Origin of the sequence: Sinorhizobium sp. FG01, from assembly GCF_002531875.1 — a bacterium.
GTDB lineage: Bacteria > Pseudomonadota > Alphaproteobacteria > Rhizobiales > Rhizobiaceae > Sinorhizobium > Sinorhizobium fredii_C.
In genome coordinates, this window is record NZ_NWTB01000007.1 from 158,429 (window position 1) to 176,386 (window position 17,958).

At 64.4% G+C, this 17,958-nt stretch carries 16 protein-coding genes; 10 read left to right on the forward strand and 6 right to left on the reverse strand.

The window, feature by feature from the left end; translation table 11 throughout:
- Nucleotides 1-92: 92 nt before the first annotated feature.
- The 3 genes from CO656_RS13060 to CO656_RS13070 form a co-directional block, all read right to left on the reverse strand.
- Nucleotides 93-854 carry an amino acid ABC transporter ATP-binding protein gene (locus CO656_RS13060; RefSeq protein WP_037418262.1) on the reverse strand — a complete coding sequence of 254 codons (762 nt, stop codon included), beginning with the start codon at nucleotides 852-854 and terminating at the stop codon, nucleotides 93-95.
- Nucleotides 851-1,531 (reverse strand): ABC transporter permease subunit, encoded by a 681-nt coding sequence (locus CO656_RS13065; protein ID WP_097526078.1) that lies wholly within the window; start codon nucleotides 1,529-1,531, stop codon nucleotides 851-853. The genes CO656_RS13060 and CO656_RS13065 overlap by 4 nt, the downstream gene beginning before the upstream one ends.
- Nucleotides 1,532-1,636: 105 nt before the next feature.
- Complete coding sequence (locus tag CO656_RS13070) at nucleotides 1,637-2,410, reverse strand: amino acid ABC transporter substrate-binding protein (RefSeq protein WP_097526211.1); 774 nt, start codon at nucleotides 2,408-2,410, stop codon at nucleotides 1,637-1,639.
- A gap of 270 nt (nucleotides 2,411-2,680) precedes the next feature.
- Between CO656_RS13070 and CO656_RS13075 the strand changes: the two genes are divergently transcribed.
- From CO656_RS13075 to ispG, 3 genes are all read left to right on the forward strand, one after another.
- Nucleotides 2,681-3,463, forward strand: a complete 783-nt coding sequence (locus tag CO656_RS13075) for a DeoR/GlpR family DNA-binding transcription regulator (protein WP_097526079.1) — start codon at nucleotides 2,681-2,683, stop codon at nucleotides 3,461-3,463.
- Nucleotides 3,464-3,539: 76 nt separating this feature from the next.
- The gene (locus CO656_RS13080; protein WP_179864761.1) at nucleotides 3,540-4,733 is read left to right on the forward strand and encodes an MFS transporter; all 1,194 of its coding nucleotides are present in this window, start codon (nucleotides 3,540-3,542) and stop codon (nucleotides 4,731-4,733) included.
- A gap of 377 nt (nucleotides 4,734-5,110) precedes the next feature.
- Nucleotides 5,111-6,364 carry a flavodoxin-dependent (E)-4-hydroxy-3-methylbut-2-enyl-diphosphate synthase gene (ispG, locus tag CO656_RS13085; RefSeq protein WP_097526080.1) on the forward strand — a complete coding sequence of 418 codons (1,254 nt, stop codon included), beginning with the start codon at nucleotides 5,111-5,113 and terminating at the stop codon, nucleotides 6,362-6,364.
- A 182-nt stretch (nucleotides 6,365-6,546) separates the two neighbouring features.
- Here ispG and hisC read toward each other — a convergent pair whose 3' ends face one another.
- Together hisC and CO656_RS13095 are read right to left on the reverse strand one after the other, a co-directional pair.
- Nucleotides 6,547-7,602 carry a histidinol-phosphate transaminase gene (gene hisC, locus CO656_RS13090; protein WP_097526081.1) on the reverse strand — a complete coding sequence of 352 codons (1,056 nt, stop codon included), beginning with the start codon at nucleotides 7,600-7,602 and terminating at the stop codon, nucleotides 6,547-6,549.
- A gap of 6 nt (nucleotides 7,603-7,608) precedes the next feature.
- Nucleotides 7,609-8,523, reverse strand: coding sequence for a polyprenyl synthetase family protein (locus CO656_RS13095; protein ID WP_097526082.1), 915 nt, complete (start codon nucleotides 8,521-8,523; stop codon nucleotides 7,609-7,611).
- A gap of 150 nt (nucleotides 8,524-8,673) precedes the next feature.
- Here CO656_RS13095 and mtgA point away from each other — a divergent pair, with 150 nt between their 5' ends.
- From mtgA to rpmF, 3 genes are all read left to right on the forward strand, one after another.
- Nucleotides 8,674-9,447 carry a monofunctional biosynthetic peptidoglycan transglycosylase gene (gene mtgA / locus CO656_RS13100; RefSeq protein ID WP_097526083.1) on the forward strand — a complete coding sequence of 258 codons (774 nt, stop codon included), beginning with the start codon at nucleotides 8,674-8,676 and terminating at the stop codon, nucleotides 9,445-9,447.
- Nucleotides 9,448-9,523: 76 nt separating this feature from the next.
- Nucleotides 9,524-10,171 (forward strand): glutathione S-transferase family protein, encoded by a 648-nt coding sequence (locus CO656_RS13105; RefSeq protein ID WP_097526084.1) that lies wholly within the window; start codon nucleotides 9,524-9,526, stop codon nucleotides 10,169-10,171.
- Nucleotides 10,172-10,365: 194 nt separating this feature from the next.
- Nucleotides 10,366-10,551, forward strand: a complete 186-nt coding sequence (gene rpmF / locus CO656_RS13110; protein WP_026186748.1) for a 50S ribosomal protein L32 — start codon at nucleotides 10,366-10,368, stop codon at nucleotides 10,549-10,551.
- Nucleotides 10,552-10,690: 139 nt separating this feature from the next.
- On the opposite strand, the gene phaR is transcribed toward rpmF, so the two are convergent.
- Complete coding sequence (phaR, locus tag CO656_RS13115) at nucleotides 10,691-11,269, reverse strand: polyhydroxyalkanoate synthesis repressor PhaR (protein WP_037390320.1); 579 nt, start codon at nucleotides 11,267-11,269, stop codon at nucleotides 10,691-10,693.
- A gap of 224 nt (nucleotides 11,270-11,493) precedes the next feature.
- Between phaR and CO656_RS13120 the strand changes: the two genes are divergently transcribed.
- The 4 genes from CO656_RS13120 (at nucleotide 11,494) to CO656_RS13140 (ending at nucleotide 17,802) form a co-directional block, all read left to right on the forward strand.
- Nucleotides 11,494-12,675 (forward strand): acetyl-CoA C-acetyltransferase, encoded by a 1,182-nt coding sequence (locus CO656_RS13120; RefSeq protein ID WP_037418236.1) that lies wholly within the window; start codon nucleotides 11,494-11,496, stop codon nucleotides 12,673-12,675.
- Between the two features lie 108 nt (nucleotides 12,676-12,783).
- Nucleotides 12,784-13,509: a beta-ketoacyl-ACP reductase gene (locus CO656_RS13125; protein ID WP_097526085.1), complete on the forward strand. Its 726-nt coding sequence runs from the start codon at nucleotides 12,784-12,786 to the stop codon at nucleotides 13,507-13,509.
- Between the two features lie 860 nt (nucleotides 13,510-14,369).
- On the forward strand, nucleotides 14,370-17,384 hold the full coding sequence (locus CO656_RS13135) for a helicase-related protein (RefSeq protein WP_179864766.1): 3,015 nt from the start codon (nucleotides 14,370-14,372) through the stop codon (nucleotides 17,382-17,384).
- A 7-nt stretch (nucleotides 17,385-17,391) separates the two neighbouring features.
- The gene (locus tag CO656_RS13140; RefSeq protein WP_097526088.1) at nucleotides 17,392-17,802 is read left to right on the forward strand and encodes an RNA-binding S4 domain-containing protein; all 411 of its coding nucleotides are present in this window, start codon (nucleotides 17,392-17,394) and stop codon (nucleotides 17,800-17,802) included.
- Nucleotides 17,803-17,958 lie beyond the last annotated feature (156 nt).

Here is a 17,958-nt window from a genome sequence, read left to right on the forward strand (position 1 = left end):
CCGAGGATGACGATGGAGAGGGGAGATGCCCTCCCTGCTAAGCGTGCGCGCAGCCGTGCCATGGGAAAGCCGTCGTCACGGCGAACATTCTCTCAGATATCATAGCTCATCGGCGCACTGAGCGAGGCGATGAACCTTTTCGTGCGCTCCCGCTCTGGCGTCGAAAAAATCTTGCGCGGCGGGCCGCTTTCGACGACGACGCCGGCGTCGAGGAAGACGACGTGATCGGCGACGCGGGAGGCGAGGCGGAGGTCGTGGGTGGCCATGATCATCGTCGTGCCTTCGCGCGCGAGGCGGCTGAGCACCTCCACCACTTCTTCCGCCAATTCCGGGTCGAGCGCAGAGGTCGGCTCGTCGCAGAGGAGAACGCGCGGCGAGGGGGCGAGCGCCCGGGCGATTGCCACGCGCTGCTGCTGGCCGCCGGAGAGCGTCGCCGGCCAGGCATCGGCCTTGTGGGCCATGCCGACCTTTTCGAGGAGTTCGAGCGCCCGGGTGCGGGCCCGGTCGGCCGGCCATTTGAGAACGGTGACGAGGCCTTCCATGACGTTGCCGAGGGCGGTCTGGTGCGGGAAGAGCTGGAAGTTCTGGAACACCATGCCGGTCTGCCGGCGCAGCCGCTGGATCGCCTGCCAGCCGACCTTGCGGCCGGGGGCGAAGTCAAGCCGCTCGTCGCCGAGGCGGATTGCGCCGCTGGTGGGGATTTCCAACAGGTTGACGCAGCGCAGAAGCGTGCTCTTGCCGCCGCCGGAGGGGCCTACCAAGGCTGTGACGGTTCCTTCCGCCAGGCTGACGCTGATGTCGTTCAGGACCGCGTTGGTGCCGAAGCGCTTTACGATGTGCGTGAGCTCGATCATGCGCGCGCCTCCAGGAAACCGCCATAGCGGGCGAAGCGTTTCTCCAGCCTCACCTGGAGAGCGGAAAGCACGGAACTCATCACAAGATAGATCAGCGCTGCCTCGATATAGAGGATCAGGGGTTCATAGGTCGTGGCGACGATGCGCTGCGCCGTCTGGAAGAGCTCCGGTACGGTGATCGCCGCGGCGAGCGAGGTGTCCTTGACCAGCGATATGAAGGTGTTCGACAGCGGCGGCACGGCAACGCGGCCCGCCTGCGGCAGGATTGTCCGGCGCATCGCCTGGCTCCAGCTCATCCCGATCGAATAGGCGGCTTCCCATTGCCCGCGCGGCACGGAGGAGATCACCGCACGAATGATCTCGGACGTGTAGGCGCCGATGTTCAGCGTGAAGCCGATCAGCGCCGCCGGAAAGGCGTCGAGCAATATGCCGAGGCTCGGCAGGCCGTAGAAGATGACGAAAAGCTGAACGAGCAGCGGCGTGCCGCGGATTACCCAGACATAGAAGCGCGCCACGGCGACGAGGGGCGCCGGTGCGAACAGCCTGACGATGGCGGTGACGAGGCCCAGCAGCAGCCCGAGAACGAAGGAGAGCAGGGTCAGCGGCACCGTGAAGATCAAGCCGGCCCAAAGCAGGGTCGGCAGCGATTCCGCCATGAGGTTCAGCCAGTTGGGCAAGGGGAAGCCTTTCAAGACGCGCGGATCCGCTCCGGGGCCGGAACGGATCGTAACTCATAGGGCGAGATCAGGAAAAGTGGGAAGCGCCTTTCCGCTCGCCGGCGCTTACTTGGACACGTCAGCGCCGAAATATTTCTGCGAGATTTTCTCGTAGGTGCCGTCGGCCTTGATTTCGTTGAGCGCCTTGTTGATGGCTTCGAGCAGCTCCGGTTCGCCCTTGCGGATGATGATGCCCGAATAGTCGGCATCGGCCTGCTCGGCAGCGACCTTCACGGGGGCGTCCGGCTTTTGCTTCTTGAAGTCGAGGAAGGACAGGCTGTCGTTGATGGTCGCGTCGGCGCGGCCGGTCAAGACGAGCTGGATCGACTGGTCGAAGCCGTCGGTGCCGACGAGCTCGGCGCCCGAGGCTTGCGCAAGCTTGCCGAAGTTGCTGGTCAGCGATTGGGCCGACTTCTTGCCCTTCAAGTCGGTGAAGTCCTTGATCTCCTCGTTGTCGGCCTTGACGATCAGCACCGCCTTGGAAGCGATATAGGGCTCGGAAAAGTCGTATTTCTTCTTGCGTTCCTCGGTAATGCCGACCTGATTGATGACGGTGTCGTAGCGGTTGGCGTCGAGGCCGGCGATCAGGCCGTCCCACTTGCCTTCGAGGAACTCGGCCTTGACGCCGAGGCGCTCGGCGACCGCCTGGCCGATCTCGACGTCAAAGCCAACGAGCGTGCCGTTCGCATCATGATAGCTGAAGGGGGCATAGGTGCCCTCGGTGCCGATCTTCAGCACGCCGGCCGATTTGATGTCGTCGAGATTCGACCCTGCCTCGGCCGGCGCAAAGGCGGCAAGTTGCAGCAGGGCGGCAGCGAAAAGTGTCGGAAGGAGCTTCATTGTCTTGTTTCCATCTTTGTTGTTCTCCGGCCCGTCATCCGGATTGCGGGCGAGACTCGCACAAAATCCGGGCCGCCAGAGCGCATAAAAGACCAATCCCCAGCCGGTTCGGTAGAATATTTTCTCAGGCGAACCGTCCGCCGCCGGAACGGACCCCATAAGAACCTTCAGGCGGCGTGCCTGTTCCCAATGATCCAAGGTTGAAACTGCACGGCAAGAGTGGTACTCACGTTTAAAGCGATTCATGCACGTTTATGCACGATTAGGAAAATGGCGATCGAACTGCTGCTCCGCGAAAGAAAATCCCTGATCCGGGAGCGCCTGAGAACCAATGGCCGCGTTCTGGCGGCGGATCTCGCGCGCGAACTCAACGTTTCCGACGACACGATTCGGCGCGACTTGCGCGAAATGGCCGCGGCTGGTCTTTGCGAGCGCGTCTATGGCGGCGCCCTGCCGATCGCTCCGGACGCAGGCTCGTTAAGCGAGCGAGCGGCGCTCGCTCCGGAACGCAAGGCGTCGCTGGCGCGGGCATCGGTCGGCTTCATAGAGCGCGGCATGACCGTGTTTCTTGATGCGGGCTCGACCAATCTGGCGATCGCCCGGGTGATCGCCCCGGACCTCACGGCGACGATCGTCACCAACACGCCGCTGATCGCCTCCGCCTTGATGGAAAAGCCGGGGCTCGACCTTATCCTGATCGGCGGACCCCTCGACCGTGCGGTCGGCGCGGCGGTCGGGGCGAGGGCACAGCGTGACGCCGCGTTGCTGCGGCCCGATCTCTGCCTTCTCGGGACATGCGGTGCCGACGCCGAGGCGGGGCTGACGGCCTTCCATTTCGAGGATGCGGAATTCAAGCGGCTGATCGCCTCGCGCAGCCGCTCGGTGCTTGCCGCCATCACGACGGACAAGCTCGGCACGGCCGCGCCGCATGCCGTGGTCGGTATCGACGCCGGTTCGACTCTCATCCTCGAGGCGGATGCACCGGAGGCCGAGATCGCCGCATTCACCGCGCGAGGGGCACGTGTCGTTCTTGCGGGCGAGCGCGCCGGATGAGCATCGCGGCACAGCCCGAACGGCAAACGTATCAGAATCAGTTTGAGCCGGCTTGTCCGGCAGCGGAAGGTTAACAATGGATCAGCGCACAGACACCGCCCCGAAGGTCGCAGTCCGACAGGGCTACATGTCGAAGAACCGGCTCGCCGTCTCCCTCCTGTTCCTGATGAACGGCTTCGTCACCGGCAGCTGGGCCCCGAAGATCCCCGAATTCAAGGATCGACTCGGGATCGGCGAGAGTGTGCTCGGCCTCCTTATCCTCGTGTTCGGCATCGGCTCGCTGGTGCTGATGCCGATCGCCGGTGGCTACATTGCTCGCATCGGCTCGCAGAAGGTGGCCAAGGCCACGGCGATCATCCTCTCGCCCCTGCTGCTCGTGCTGACGCTGGTGCCGAACGTCTGGGCGGCGGCGCTCGGCATGTTCCTGCTCGGCGGCTTCGTCGGCGCCATGGACGTGGCGATGAATGCCAATGCCGTCGAGGTCGAGAAATCGATGCGCCGCGCCATCATGTCCTCCTGCCACGCCTATTGGAGCCTCGGCGGTCTGATCGGCGCCGGCATCGGCGGCTTCCTGATGGCCCGCGTCGGCGTCCTGCCGCATGCGATCGTGGTGACTTGCCTCTGCGCCGCGATCCTTGCTGCTGCCTGGCCGATGATCCTTGCAGATCAGCCGCATCCCGCGGCCGCCAAGGAGAAGCTCAGACTGCCGATGACGCCGCTGCCGTGGCTTGTCGGCCTGATGGCGCTGTTCTCCATGGTGCCGGAAGGGGCTGTGCTCGACTGGGGCGCCCTCTATCTCCGCAATGAACTCGGCGCCTCGGTCGAGCTATCGGGCTTCGGCTTTGCCGCCTTCTCGGCGACGATGGCGGCGATGCGTTTTGCAGGCGACCATGTGCGCGATCGCTTCGGGGCGACGACGACGCTGCGCGTCTGCACCGTCACTGCGCTGGTGGGAATGGTTCTGGCGGGGCTTGCGCCGAATGCGGCCTTAGCGGTTCTCGGTTTTGCGATCGCCGGCATCGGCATTTCCAACATGGTGCCGATCGCCTTTTCGGCCGGCGGCAACATGCCCGGCCTGCAGCCGGGCATCGGCCTCGCCGTCGCGACCACCATGGGCTATTCCGGCATGCTGTTCGCGCCGTCGCTGATCGGCTTCATTGCCGAGCACAGCGGTTTCGCGGTGATCTTCGCATCGCTCCCCGTTCTCTTCGTCGTCGTGCTTCTCCTGTCGCACCACGCCGTTCATGCGGATCAAGGCGGGGAGCATTAGATCGCCGTTGCACGGAACGCGGCTGGCACAGGCGACTGCCCCTCAACCGGCCTGCCGGCCACGTTCTCCCCGCAGGCGAGGCGAAGGTGACTCGCGGCTTGTTCCGAACTCCCTCGTCCGCTCGGCGTATGCTGTCGGCCGTGCTCTGCGGCGAAAGGGGAGCGAGGCTTGCGGCAGACCCCTTCTCCCCGCCTGCGGGGAGAAGGTCGCGGCAGCGGGATGAGGGGCGCTTCCCGCGCCGTCGGTCGCCGCCATCAATTCGCCGTCAGCGCATGATGTTGCCGTTGACAAGTACGCTTTCCTTCGCCACCTGAATGACGAAAGCCGGAGCGGTTTCCGTATCACGCTCCGCCCGCGGGATCCAAAGAGAGGCCTTCATGTCTTCTGCCTTCGATTTCGAGCCAAAGCCGCGCCGTGCCTCGGTCGCCGTCGATGTCGGCGGCGTCATCGTCGGCGGTGCCGCGCCGGTCGTCGTCCAGTCGATGACGAATACGGATACGGCCGATATTGACGCAACGGTCGCGCAGGTGGCGGCTCTTCACAAAGCGGGCTCGGAACTGGTGCGCATCACCGTCGACCGCGACGACAGTGCGGCCGCCGTGCCGAAGATCCGCGAGAGGCTGCTGCGGCTCGGCATGGACGTGCCGCTCGTCGGCGACTTCCACTATATCGGCCACAAGCTCCTGGCTGACCATCCGGCCTGCGCCGAGGCGCTTGCCAAATACCGCATCAATCCGGGCAATGTCGGCTTCAAGGACAAGAAGGACAAGCAGTTCGCCGAGATCATCGAGATGGCGATCCGATACGACAAGCCGGTGCGCATCGGGGTGAACTGGGGCTCTCTCGACCAGGAACTGCTGACGCGGCTGATGGACGAGAACCAGGCCGCGGGCTCGCCGCTGACGGCGCAAGAGGTGACGCGCGAAACGATCGTGCAGTCGGCTCTCCTCTCGGCGGAATTGGCGGAAGAGCTCGGCCTGCCGCGCAACCGCATCATCCTTTCCGCCAAAGTCTCCGGCGTTCAGGACCTGATCGCCGTATATGCGCTGCTTGCCGCCCGCTCCGACCATGCACTGCATCTCGGGCTTACCGAGGCCGGCATGGGCACCAAGGGCATCGTCGCCTCCTCGGCCTCGCTCGGCATCCTGATGCAGCAGGGGATCGGCGACACGATCCGCATCTCGCTCACCCCCGAGCCCGGCGGCGACCGCACCCGCGAGGTGCAGGTGGCGCAGGAGCTCCTGCAGGTGATGGGCTTCCGCCAGTTCATTCCCGTCGTCGCCGCCTGTCCCGGCTGCGGCCGCACCACCTCCACCGTCTTCCAGGAACTTGCCCAGAAGATCCAGGAGGACATCCGCGCCAGCATGCCAGTCTGGCGCGAGAAGTATCCGGGCGTCGAGGCGCTGAAGGTCGCCGTCATGGGCTGCATCGTCAATGGCCCCGGCGAGAGCAAGCATGCCGATATCGGCATTTCGCTGCCCGGCACCGGCGAGATGCCGGCCGCACCGGTCTTCATCGACGGCCAGAAGGCGATGACCTTGCGCGGCCCGAAGATCGCCGAGGACTTCCAGCTTCTCGTTGCCGACTATATCGAGAAACGCTTCGGCCACGGCCAGGCGGCGGCGGAGTAGCGCCGTCATCTGCCCCTCATCCGGCCTGCCGGCCACCTTCTCCCCGCAAGCGGGGCGAAGGGGACTTGCGGTGACGCTTCAACCCCCTCACGCCGTTTGCGGGGGAGGGCTAGTCCTCGGGTTTAACCCGGGTTAAATCCGAGGAGAGGGGCGGCCGCACTCGCTCGAGACAGGCCGCGGCCTCAGAGAACCTCGTCGAGCGCCGCGACCAGTCTTGCGCATTCCTCGTCGGTGCCGATGGTGATCCGCAGGAAGTCCGCGATTCGCGGCTTGGCGAAATGGCGGACGATGACGGCGCGTTCGCGCAGCTTCGCGGACAGCGTCTGTCCTTCATGGTCCGGATGACGGGCGAAGACGAAATTCGCCTGCGACGGCAGGACCTCGAAGCCGCGCCTTTCCAACTCATTGGTCAACCTCGCGCGCGTCGCGATGATCTTGCCGCGGGTTGCCTCGAACCATGCGTCGTCCTTGATCGCAGCCGTCGCACCGGCCTGGGCGGCGCGGCCAAGCGGGTAGGAATTGAAGCTGTCCTTTACGCGCTCGAGCGCCTCGATCAGCGCGCGCTGGCCGATGGCGAAACCGACACGCAGGCCGGCCAGGGCCCGCGACTTGGAAAAGGTCTGCACGACCAGCAGGTTGTTGTATTTCGGCACGAGGTCGATCGCCGATTCGCCGCCGAAGTCGATATAGGCCTCGTCGATCACCACCGGCTGGTCGGGGTGCTCCGCCACCAGTCTTTCGATCTCGGCAAGCGGCAGGCCGATGCCGGTCGGCGCGTTGGGATTGGGAAGGATGATCGCGCCTGAGGCGCGGCGATAGTCGGCAATGTCGATGCGGAAGGCCGCATTGAGCGGCACTTCGATCGCTTCGATGCCGAAGAGCCCCGCATAGGTCGGATAGAAGCTGTAGGAAATGTCCGGATAGAGCAGCGGCTCGTCGTGCTTCAGCAGTGCGGCGAAGGCGTGCGCCAGCACCTCGTCGGACCCGTTGCCGACGAAGACCTCGCCGGCCGAGACGCCATAGCGTGCGGCGATCGCCTCCCTCAGGCCCAGTGCGACCGGATCCGGATAGAGCCGGAGATCGGCGCTTGCCGCCGTCCGGATCGCCTCGAGCGCCTGCTCCGAGGGCCCGTAGGGGCTCTCATTGGTGTTGAGCTTGACGAGGTTTGCAATGCGCGGCTGCTCGCCCGGAACATAGGGCTTCAGCGTCGAAACGATCGGCGACCAGAATTTGCTCATTTTAGTTCAGTTCCTCCGGTTCGCGATGAAACGGGCGGTTTCGACGAGAACGGCCGAACGGCTGCCGTAGGGCGCCAGCAGTTCTTCCGCCTCGACCACCAGTCTTTCAAGCTCTCGTTCGGCCCAGGACTGGCCGTGTAGGGCGACGAGCGTGCCCTTGCCGCGGGCGGCGTCCTTGCCGGTGGCCTTGCCCATGGCCTCGGCGTCGGCGGTGAGGTCGAGAAGGTCGTCGGCAAGCTGGAAGGCAAGGCCGATCTTCTCACCGAAGGCGCGCAGGCTTCTGCGATCCTCGGCCGCGGCGTCGGCAATGATCGCCCCCGCCTCGCAGGCGAAACGGAGGAGGGCGCCGGTCTTCATCGCCTGCAGCGTGACGATCCCCGCCTCGTCGGGGGCATCCTTCTCGGCGGCGAGGTCGAGCGCCTGGCCGCCCGCCATACCGCCATGGCCGGCGGCGCGCGCCAACGCAAGCACAAGCGCCGTCTTCTGGCGGTCGGCAAGCGGCGTTTCCGGTGCCGCGATGATGTCGAAGGCAAAGGTCAGGAGACTGTCGCCGGCAAGGATCGCCGTTGCTTCGTCGAAGGCAATGTGCACGGTCGGCTGACCGCGCCTCATATCGTCGTCGTCCATCGGCGGCAGGTCGTCATGGACGAGCGAATAGCAATGCACGCATTCGAGCGCCGCACCGATTTTGATCGCTGCCTCGGGGCTGCCGCCGAGAAGGGCGGTGCTTTCGGTGACGAGGAACGGGCGCAGCCGCTTGCCGCCGTTGAGCACGCCGTGGCGCATGGCCTCGAGCAGCCGTGGCGGGCGGGCAATTTCGTCCGTCTGGGCGGCAGGTCCGAGGAGTCCGGAAAGCTGGCTCTCCACCGCCAGCGCCGCGGCCTTGAGGCGCTGCGCAAAAAATGTTGTCTCGTCTTGCATGAGAGGCTCTTTGGCACGGGGAAGAGCGGCTTTCAACGGACTTTGTAGTCGCAGTTCGCGCGTTTTGTTCGGGATGAGTGCACAGCCGCCCTTGTCTTTCTCGGAGAAAGGCCGTTCAACTTTCGCGTTTCATGAAATAAGAGTGGGGGAATGGACAGAGGGGTAGACAGTCAGGCGGTGGACATCGTTCCGGAAGAACGCGAGGAGGGCGAGTTGTCCGCCGGCCGCTGGTCCACCTTGCGCCGCACCTGGCGAACGCGGCGCCGGCGTCTCGTTCTCGCGGCACTCTCCATTCTCCTGCTTCCCTACCTGCTTATCTTCGTCTACCTCGCCGATTTCATCCATCCTGTTTCCACATTGATGTTGCGCGACCTCGTGCTGCTGCGCGGCTATGACCGGCAGTGGGTGGAGTTCGACGATATCGCGCCGGTTCTCGTCCAGTCGGTGATGATGTCCGAGGACGGCCAGTTCTGCGCTCACAACGGGGTCGACTGGACGCAGATGCGCGGCGTCGTCGAGGATGCGCTGGATGGCGAGCAGACCCGCGGCGCCAGCACCATCCCGATGCAGACGGTCAAAAACCTCTATCTCTGGAACGGCCGCTCCTTCATTCGCAAGGGCTTGGAACTGCCGCTCGCCGTCGTCGCCGATCTCGTCTGGAGCAAGCGGCGGATGATGGAAATCTACCTGAATGTCGCCGAGTGGGGCGACGGCATCTACGGCATCGAAGCCGCGGCGCAGCATCATTTCGGCGTTTCCGCCGCCAAGCTTTCGCGCCGCCAGGCCGCTCTGCTCGCCGTAGCGCTCCCCAATCCGATCGACCGCAATGCCGGCAAGCCGGGGCGGGGATTGAGGCGTCTCGCCTCGGTGATCGAGCGCCGCGCCGGCCGGTCCGGCGACTACATCACATGTCTTTATGATTGAGATGAAGGCAATTCATTGGTCCTGCCGCCGGTGATGTGGCAATCCTCTCGCCGAAACCAAATACAGTGAGGGATCCATGGCCAAGCTCGTTCTTTATGTCGGCAACAAGAATTATTCGTCCTGGTCGCTTCGGCCATGGCTGGCGCTCGAAGGCTGCGGCATCCCCTTCGAAGACGTCGTCATTCCTTTCGACTTTCCGGCGGGAAACCCGAAATTTCACGAGATCTCGCCGACGGGGCGCGTGCCGGTGCTTCACCACGGCGATACGCGCGTCTGGGAATCGCTGGCGATCATCGAGTACGCGGCCGAGCTCTTCCCGGAAGCCGGCCTCTGGCCGGAGGACCGCGAGGACCGGGCGCGGGCGCGCAGCTATTCGATGGAGATGCTCTCCGGCTTCCGTGCGTTGCGCGGCGCCTGCCCGATGAACATCCGCCGGTCGGTGAAGGCGATCGAGCTTCCCGATGGGGTCATGGCGGACGTTGCGCGGATCGAAGCGATCTGGCGGGAAGCGATCGCCTGCTCCGGCGGACCGTTTCTCTTTGGCCGTTTCACCGCCGCCGACGCGATGTTTGCCCCCGTCGTCAACCGTTTGGAAGTGTACGAACTGACGATCGATCCGGGAACGCTCGCCTATATGGAAGCCGTCAAGTCGCACCCGGCCTTCCGCAAGTGGGAGGAGGCGGCCAAGGCAGAGCCGTGGATCGTGCCAGAGGACGAGGCTTGAAGCCGGAGCGGACGCGGACGGAGAACCGCTTCACACTTTTCCTCGACCCGCTCCCATTCGAAAATTTGCGCGCGGGGACTGGTCAAACCGTGGTCGGCCATGTATAAGCGCGCGAAATTTCCGAGATCGACATCTGTTTGACCCGGCCATTTTCGGCTGCTGAACAGTGTTTTGCCCGATAAGTGGAGAATGAAATGGCTGTACCGAAAAGAAAAACGAGCCCGTCCAAGCGTGGCATGCGCCGTTCCGCTGACGCCCTCAAGGCTCCGACCTACGTCGAAGACAAGAACTCCGGCGAACTGCGCCGTCCGCACCACATCGACCTGAAGACCGGCATGTATCGCGGCCGTCAGGTGCTGACGCCGAAGGAAAACGCATAAGCGTTTCCGCTGGCGGATGAAGTTCGAAGGGTCGGCTCTGCCGGCCCTTTTTTCGTTGCTGCGGTCGGGATCATCCTTGAGAACCCCTCCCGACCCCAGGGGGAGGGTTGGGGAGGGAATCTTCGTTCGCGAGGAAACGTCAGCCCAAGTTGTCGAGCTTCGTCTGCAATGCGCGCAGTTGTTCCTTGAGCTCGTCGATGTCCTTCGCCTCGGCCTTCTTGCTTTCCTTGGCCGGAGGAGCGGCCATGAAGGGCGAGAACATCTGCATCGCCTGATGGAACATTTCGGTGTTGCGCTTGACCTGCTCCTCGACGAGCTGCAGCGGTACCTGCAGGTTCTTGCCGAGCGGCGTGTCGCCGAAAGCCTTGTTGATCTGCTCGCGCATTTGGGCCTGCTGTTCCGTGAAGGCCTGCATCGAATGTTCGAGGTAGCTCGGCACGACCATCTGCATCTGGTCGCCGTAGAAGGAAATCAGCTGGCGCAGGAAGGAAATCGGCAGAAGCGTGTTGCCGGTCTTCGATTCCTGCTCGAAAATGATCTGCGTCAGCACGGAATGGGTGATGTCTTCGCCGGACTTGGCGTCCTGCACGATGAAGTCCTCGCCCCTCTTCACCATCACCGCCAGATCGTCGAGGGTTACATAGGTGCTCGTGCCGGTATTGTAGAGCCGCCGGTTGGCGTATTTCTTGATAACGATCTGGCCTTCGTTCTTCGCCATCAGGGTCTCCTCTACCCATCATCCCGTCTTTATTGTGTTTTTTAAGAGTATCCGCAAAAGAGCGCCGCTGACAATCTCTTTGTGCGTTGCGGCGACGCAGGTGCAAAAGGTGATGAACGGCGCCGGCCGTGAAGCTTTTGTTGCAGAGCATCAAGACGTTTGACTTGCGCTCCTGCCTTTGCCAGTCTGCTCGTCCAGGCAAAGGAAACAAGAGGAAACGTCCCATGAGCAATCCCTCCATCGTGATCGCCAGCGCCGCTCGCACCGCAGTCGGGTCCTTCAACGGCGCCTTCGGCAACACTCCCGCTCATGAACTGGGTGCAACGGTCATCAAGGCGGTCCTCGAACGGGCCGGAGTCGAGGCGGGCGAGGTCGACGAGGTGATCCTCGGCCAGGTGCTGCCGGCCGGCGAGGGGCAGAACCCGGCGCGTCAGGCGGCGATCAAGGCCGGTCTGCCGCAGGAAAAGACCGCCTGGGGCATGAACCAGCTCTGCGGCTCGGGCTTGCGCGCCGTCGCCCTCGGCATGCAGCAGATCGCCACCGGCGATGCGAACATCATCGTTGCCGGCGGCATGGAGTCGATGTCGATGGCGCCCCATTGCGCGCATTTGCGCGGCGGCGTCAAGATGGGCGACTACAAGATGATCGACACGATGATCAAGGACGGCCTGACCGACGCCTTCTACGGCTACCACATGGGCATCACCGCCGAGAACGTCGCGCGCAAGTGGCAGCTTACCCGCGAGGAGCAGGACGAATTCGCGCTTCGTTCGCAGAACAAGGCGGAAGCCGCACAGAAGGCCGGCCGGTTCGCCGACGAAATCGTTCCCTTCGTCGTCAAGACCCGTAAGGGCGACGTGACCGTCGACCAGGACGAATATATCCGCCATGGCGCCACGCTGGATTCGGTCGCCAAGCTCAGGCCCGCCTTCGACAAGGAAGGCACGGTAACCGCCGGCAATGCCTCCGGGCTCAATGACGGCGCGGCCGCGACGCTGCTGATGACCGAGGCGGAAGCCTCCAGGCGCGGCATTCAGCCGCTCGCCCGCATCGTCTCCTGGGCAACCGCCGGCGTCGATCCGCAGATCATGGGCACCGGCCCGATCCCGGCCTCCCGCAAGGCGCTCGAGAAGGCCGGCTGGGCGATCGGCGACGTCGAACTCGTCGAGGCCAACGAAGCCTTCGCGGCCCAGGCCTGCGCGGTCAACAAGGATCTCGGCTGGGATCCGTCGATCGTCAACGTCAACGGCGGCGCGATCGCCATCGGCCATCCGATCGGCGCGTCCGGCGCCCGGGTTCTGAACACGCTGCTCTTCGAGATGAAGCGGCGCGGCGTTTCCAAGGGCCTTGCGACCCTCTGCATCGGCGGCGGCATGGGCGTCGCCATGTGCGTCGAGCGCCTGTAGCAGTTCGCGGCATGCAAGGGCATCCGCCCTGTTTGATCGAGCGTGCGGCCTGGAGCTCCGGGCCGCCGAAGGACAATTTTTGACAGTTAACCCAAGTGGGAGGCAAAGATGAGCAGGGTAGCATTGGTTACGGGTGGGTCCCGCGGTATCGGCGCTGCGATTTCGGTGGCACTGAAGGCGGCCGGCTACAAGGTGGCCGCCAACTATGCCGGCAATGACGAAAAGGCCCAGGCCTTCAAGCAGGAAACCGGCATTCCGGTCTATAAATGGGACGTCTCCAGCTATCAGGCCTGCGTTGACGGCATCGCCAAGGTGGAGGCGGATCTCGGGCCGGTCGACGTTCTCGTCAACAATGCCGGCATCACCCGCGACGCGATGTTTCACAAGATGACGCCGGAACAGTGGGGCGAAGTCATCAACACCAACCTCACCGGCCTCTTCAACATGACCCATCCCGTTTGGTCGGGCATGCGCGACCGCGGCTTCGGCCGCGTCATCAACATCTCGTCGATCAACGGCCAGAAGGGGCAGATGGGCCAGGCGAACTATTCCGCAGCCAAGGCCGGCGATCTCGGCTTTACCAAGGCGCTGGCGCAGGAGGGCGCGGCTAAGGGCGTGACCGTCAATGCGATATGCCCCGGCTATATCGGCACGGAGATGGTGCGCGCGGTACCGGAGAAGGTGCTGAACGAAAGGATCATCCCGCAGATCCCGATCGGCCGCCTCGGCGAGCCTGACGAGATCGCCCGCTGCGTCGTGTTCCTGGCATCCGACGAGTCGGGCTTCATCACCGGCTCGACGATCTCGGCGAATGGCGGGCAGTATTTCGCCTGACACCCGCGGAGTCTCGGCATCATGCGGCGCTCTTCGGGGCGCCGCTTTCCTTTTCCGTCCGTTGCCCGAGCTGCGGCGCGGCGTCGGGCGAGACCGGACTCGCGGCCGGTGATCCCCGACACACTATATCTGGTAGCGCACTAAGCGGACGTCGCGCCGTTGCCGCCCGGAAGGGAGAGTCGCACCGATTCATCCGGCTGTCCGAAATGGCGATTCCTATTCCGGGAATCGAGGCGGCAAAAATGCAATTTTGGTCAAAATTTTTCAGCTGTTCCAGAGTCTTGGATTCGGAATCCTTTGAACCGGTTGCGTCATCGGACGCCGGAAAGCGGGCGCTTGAGAAGCGTGAAGCGCGCGCCTCGTCAACAGATTCAGCATATGGTGCGATTCGGCTCGACGTGGTCTATATGTAGCCGTGAACATACAGAGAATCGGCGCGAGTCAGCGATTCGTCTCCGATTCGTTCCACCGCTGTTCCAAGTGGCGATATTCGCATGGAAACTGAGCCCCAAGATATGGCCGGCAACAGCCTGGATTGTTTTATTGCTCGCGCCCCCTTGCGCTCGCGCTCGTGCATGGGCATCTGTTGCCCGCCGGGGTGCTGGCGCTCCGGCTCCTACTGCATGTACCTTAAATCGGAGCCGATTTAAGGATAAAAACATGCAGCAATCAGAAGTGCTGCAGCGACCTTTGTGCGTGTGGAAGACGTGCGGCGCTGTGGAGCATTTTGCAGTCAGGTGGACTCACCTGACGTTGCACAAATGCGGCAAAGACAAAAAGATAGAGCGGGAGCGCGAACGCATGTGAGCGAATCCCGCTCTAGAGACTGCCCGGGATCGATGACCTTGTCCTTTCAATCCATGATCCTGAGCGGCCGCGGGGTTGCCGCGGTCCTCGGACCCACCAATACCGGCAAGACGCATTATGCCATCGAGCGCATGGTCGCGCATGACAGCGGCGTCATCGGGTTGCCTTTGCGATTGCTTGCTCGCGAGGTCTATACGCGCCTCGTCGAGAAGGTCGGGCACCACAATGTCGCGCTGATCACCGGCGAGGAAAAGATTGCGCCGCATCGCGCCCGCTATTCGGTCTGCACGGTGGAGGCGATGCCGCGCGAAACGACGGCTTCCTTCGTCGCGATCGACGAGGTGCAGCTCGCCGGCGACCTCGAGCGCGGTCACATCTTCACCGACAGGCTCCTGCATCTGCGCGGACGGGGAGAGACGCTCCTCCTCGGTGCCGCGACCATGCGGCCGATCCTCGAGCATCTTCTGCCCGGCATCACGGTGGTCGAACGGCCACGCATGTCGCAGCTTCTCTATGCCGGCTCGAAGAAGATCACCCGGCTGCCGCATCGCTCGGCGATCGTCGCCTTTTCGGCCGACGAGGTCTATGCCATCGCCGAGCTCATCCGGCGGCAGCGCGGCGGCGCCGCGGTGGTGCTCGGCGCGCTCTCGCCGCGGACCCGCAATGCCCAGGTGGCGCTCTATCAGGAGGGCGACGTCGACTATCTGGTGGCGACCGACGCTATCGGCATGGGGCTCAATCTCGATGTCGACCACGTCGCCTTCGCCCAGGATCGCAAGTTCGACGGCTACCAATACCGCAACCTCAATCCGGCCGAGCTCGCCCAGGTTGCCGGCCGCGCCGGCCGACACATCCGCGACGGCACCTTCGGAGTGACAGGCCGCGTCGACCCCTTCGAGGACGAGCTCGTGCACCGGATCGAATCGCACGAATTCGATCCGGTCCGGGTGCTGCAATGGCGCTCCAAGGCCGTCGACTATTCCTCGCTGAAGGCGCTGAAGCACAGCCTCGAGGCGGCACCGGCCGTATCCGGTCTGACGCGGGCCCTTCCGGCCGTCGACCAGCAGGCGCTCGAGCACCTGGCGCGCTATCCGGAAGTCGTCGACGTCGCCACGACCGCGGAACGGGTTGAGAAGCTGTGGGAAGCCTGTGCGCTTCCCGATTACCGCCGCATCACGCCGGCGCAGCACGCCGACCTGATCGCGAGCATCTATGCCGATCTCGTCCGCCATGGCGCTGTCAATGAGGACTTCATGGCCGAGCAGGTCCGCCGCGCCGACCATACGGATGGCGAGATTGACACACTTTCGGCGCGAATCGCGCAGATCAGGACCTGGACCTATGTGTCCAACCGGCCCGGGTGGCTTGCCGATCCGACACACTGGCAAGAAAAGACGCGGGAAATCGAAGATCGATTGTCCGACGCGTTACATGAAAGGTTGACGAAACGCTTCGTTGACCGCAGGACATCTGTGCTCATGAAGCGCCTGAGAGAGAATGCGATGCTGGAAGCAGAAATCAGTGTGAATGGTGATGTCTTCGTCGAAGGGCACCACGTGGGTCAGCTAACCGGTTTTCGGTTCACGCTCGTGGCCGGCAGCGAAGGAACGGATGCCAAGGCTGTCCAGGGTGCTGCCCAAAAGGCGCTGGCGCTGGAATTCGAGGCCCGCGCCGCCCGCCTGCATGCGGCCGGCAACAACGATCTGGCGCTCTCGTCGGACGGACTCGTGCGCTGGCTCGGCGATCCCGTGGCGCGGCTTGCGGCAAGCGACCACGTCATGCGGCCCCGCGTCATCCTGCTCGCCGACGAGCAGCTGCAGGCGAATGCCCGCGACCACGTCGTGGCGCGGATCGAGCGCTTCGTGAACCATCACATCAGCACGGTCCTGAAGCCGCTCGACGACATCTCGCGCGCCGAGGATCTCGAAGGCCTGGCGAAGGGTCTCGCCTTCCAGCTCGTCGAGAATCTCGGCGTCCTCTTCCGCCGCGACGTCGCCGAAGAGGTGAAGTCTCTCGACCAGGAGAGCCGGGCGTCGATCCGCAAATACGGCGTCCGCTTCGGCGCCTACCACATCTTCCTTCCGGCGCTCCTGAAGCCGGCGCCTGCGGAGCTGATCACGCTTCTCTGGGCGCTGAAGAACGACGGCCTCGACAAGCCGGGCTACGGCGAACTGATCCCCATGCTTGCCGCCGGCCGGACCTCGGTCGTCACCGACGCGTCCTTCGAGCGGACCTTCTACAAGCTTGCCGGCTTCCGCTATCTCGGCAAGCGCGCCGTTCGGATCGATATCCTGGAGCGTCTCGCCGACCTCATCCGCCCGCTCCTGCAATGGAAGCCGGGCGCAACGCCGCGGCCGGACGGCGCCTATGACGGCCGCCGTTTCACGACGACGACCTCGATGCTCTCGATCCTCGGCGCGACCCCCGACGACATGGAAGAGATCCTCAAGGGTCTCGGCTATCGCGCCGACAGCGTGACCGCCGAGGAAGCGGCGGCCTTTCTGGCAAAGCAGGACGGCACGCCGGCGGAGGCCGCGCCGACCGACGAGGCGGCCGGGGAGCATGTCGAAGCCGATGCGGACGCCGCGGCGGAACCTGCCGAGGAGGATGCGGCACCGGCGGAAGTGGATTCGGCAGAAGCCGCTCCGGCCAAGGCAGAAGCCGCCTCGACGGAGGCGACCAGCGACGAGTCTCCCGTGGCGGAGCAGCCGGAAGAGCCGGCCGAGCCGAAGCCGGTGCTTCTGTGGCGGCCGGGCACGCGTCAGGACAACCAGCGCAGCGGCCGCCATCAGGGAGACCAGCGCCGCAGCGGCCAGCGCTACGGTGAGCGTCACGGTCAGGGCGAGGCAAGGGAAGGCGGCCGCAAGGGCGGTGCACCGGCGCGCGGCAAGGCTCAGGACGGCAAGCCGGGCGGCCAGCGCAAGGAGCGCCAGGACCGTCACGAGCGTCACGACCGGTCGGACCGGTCTGGCAAGTTCGACAGCCGCCCGCCGCGCAAGGAGAAGCCGATCGATCCGGATTCGCCCTTCGCGAAGCTCGCCGCGCTCAAGGAGCAACTGAAAAAGTAGGCGGACCATGGAGAAACAGCCAGCCTCATCGCCTGCCGCGCGCCAGCGGCTCGACAAGTGGCTGTTCTTCGCCCGGCTGACCAAATCGCGCTCGCTCGCCCAGAAGGCGATCGAGGCCGGCCATGTGGCCGTCAACGGCGTCCGGACGACGCAGCCGTCGGCGCAGATCAAGGCCGGCGACAGGCTGGAGCTTTCGCTCGAACGGCGCGACCTCGTCGTGCGGGTCCTGCTGCCGGGTAACCGGCGAGGTCCCTATGAGGAGGCGCGGCTGCTTTACGAGGACCTGACGCCGCCCGCACCCGCCGAGCGTCGCACAGCCTTTGAACAGGCAACCCGCGATCGCGGCGCAGGACGGCCGACGAAACAGGAGCGGCGCGAGACGGACCGGCTGAGGCCCGATTTCGGCGACGACGACTAGCGTCCTCCATCGTGGTTTGGGCGGCGGTCGTGGTACGGGAGATGCCGTCGCGGCTGTCCTCTGAGGGGCCGTCCAGCAACTTTGGATGCTTCGATCCGATAGTCCGGCGATGCTGGAAAACTCTGCCCTTTTCGCGGCAAAAGTCGAGTGGATTAT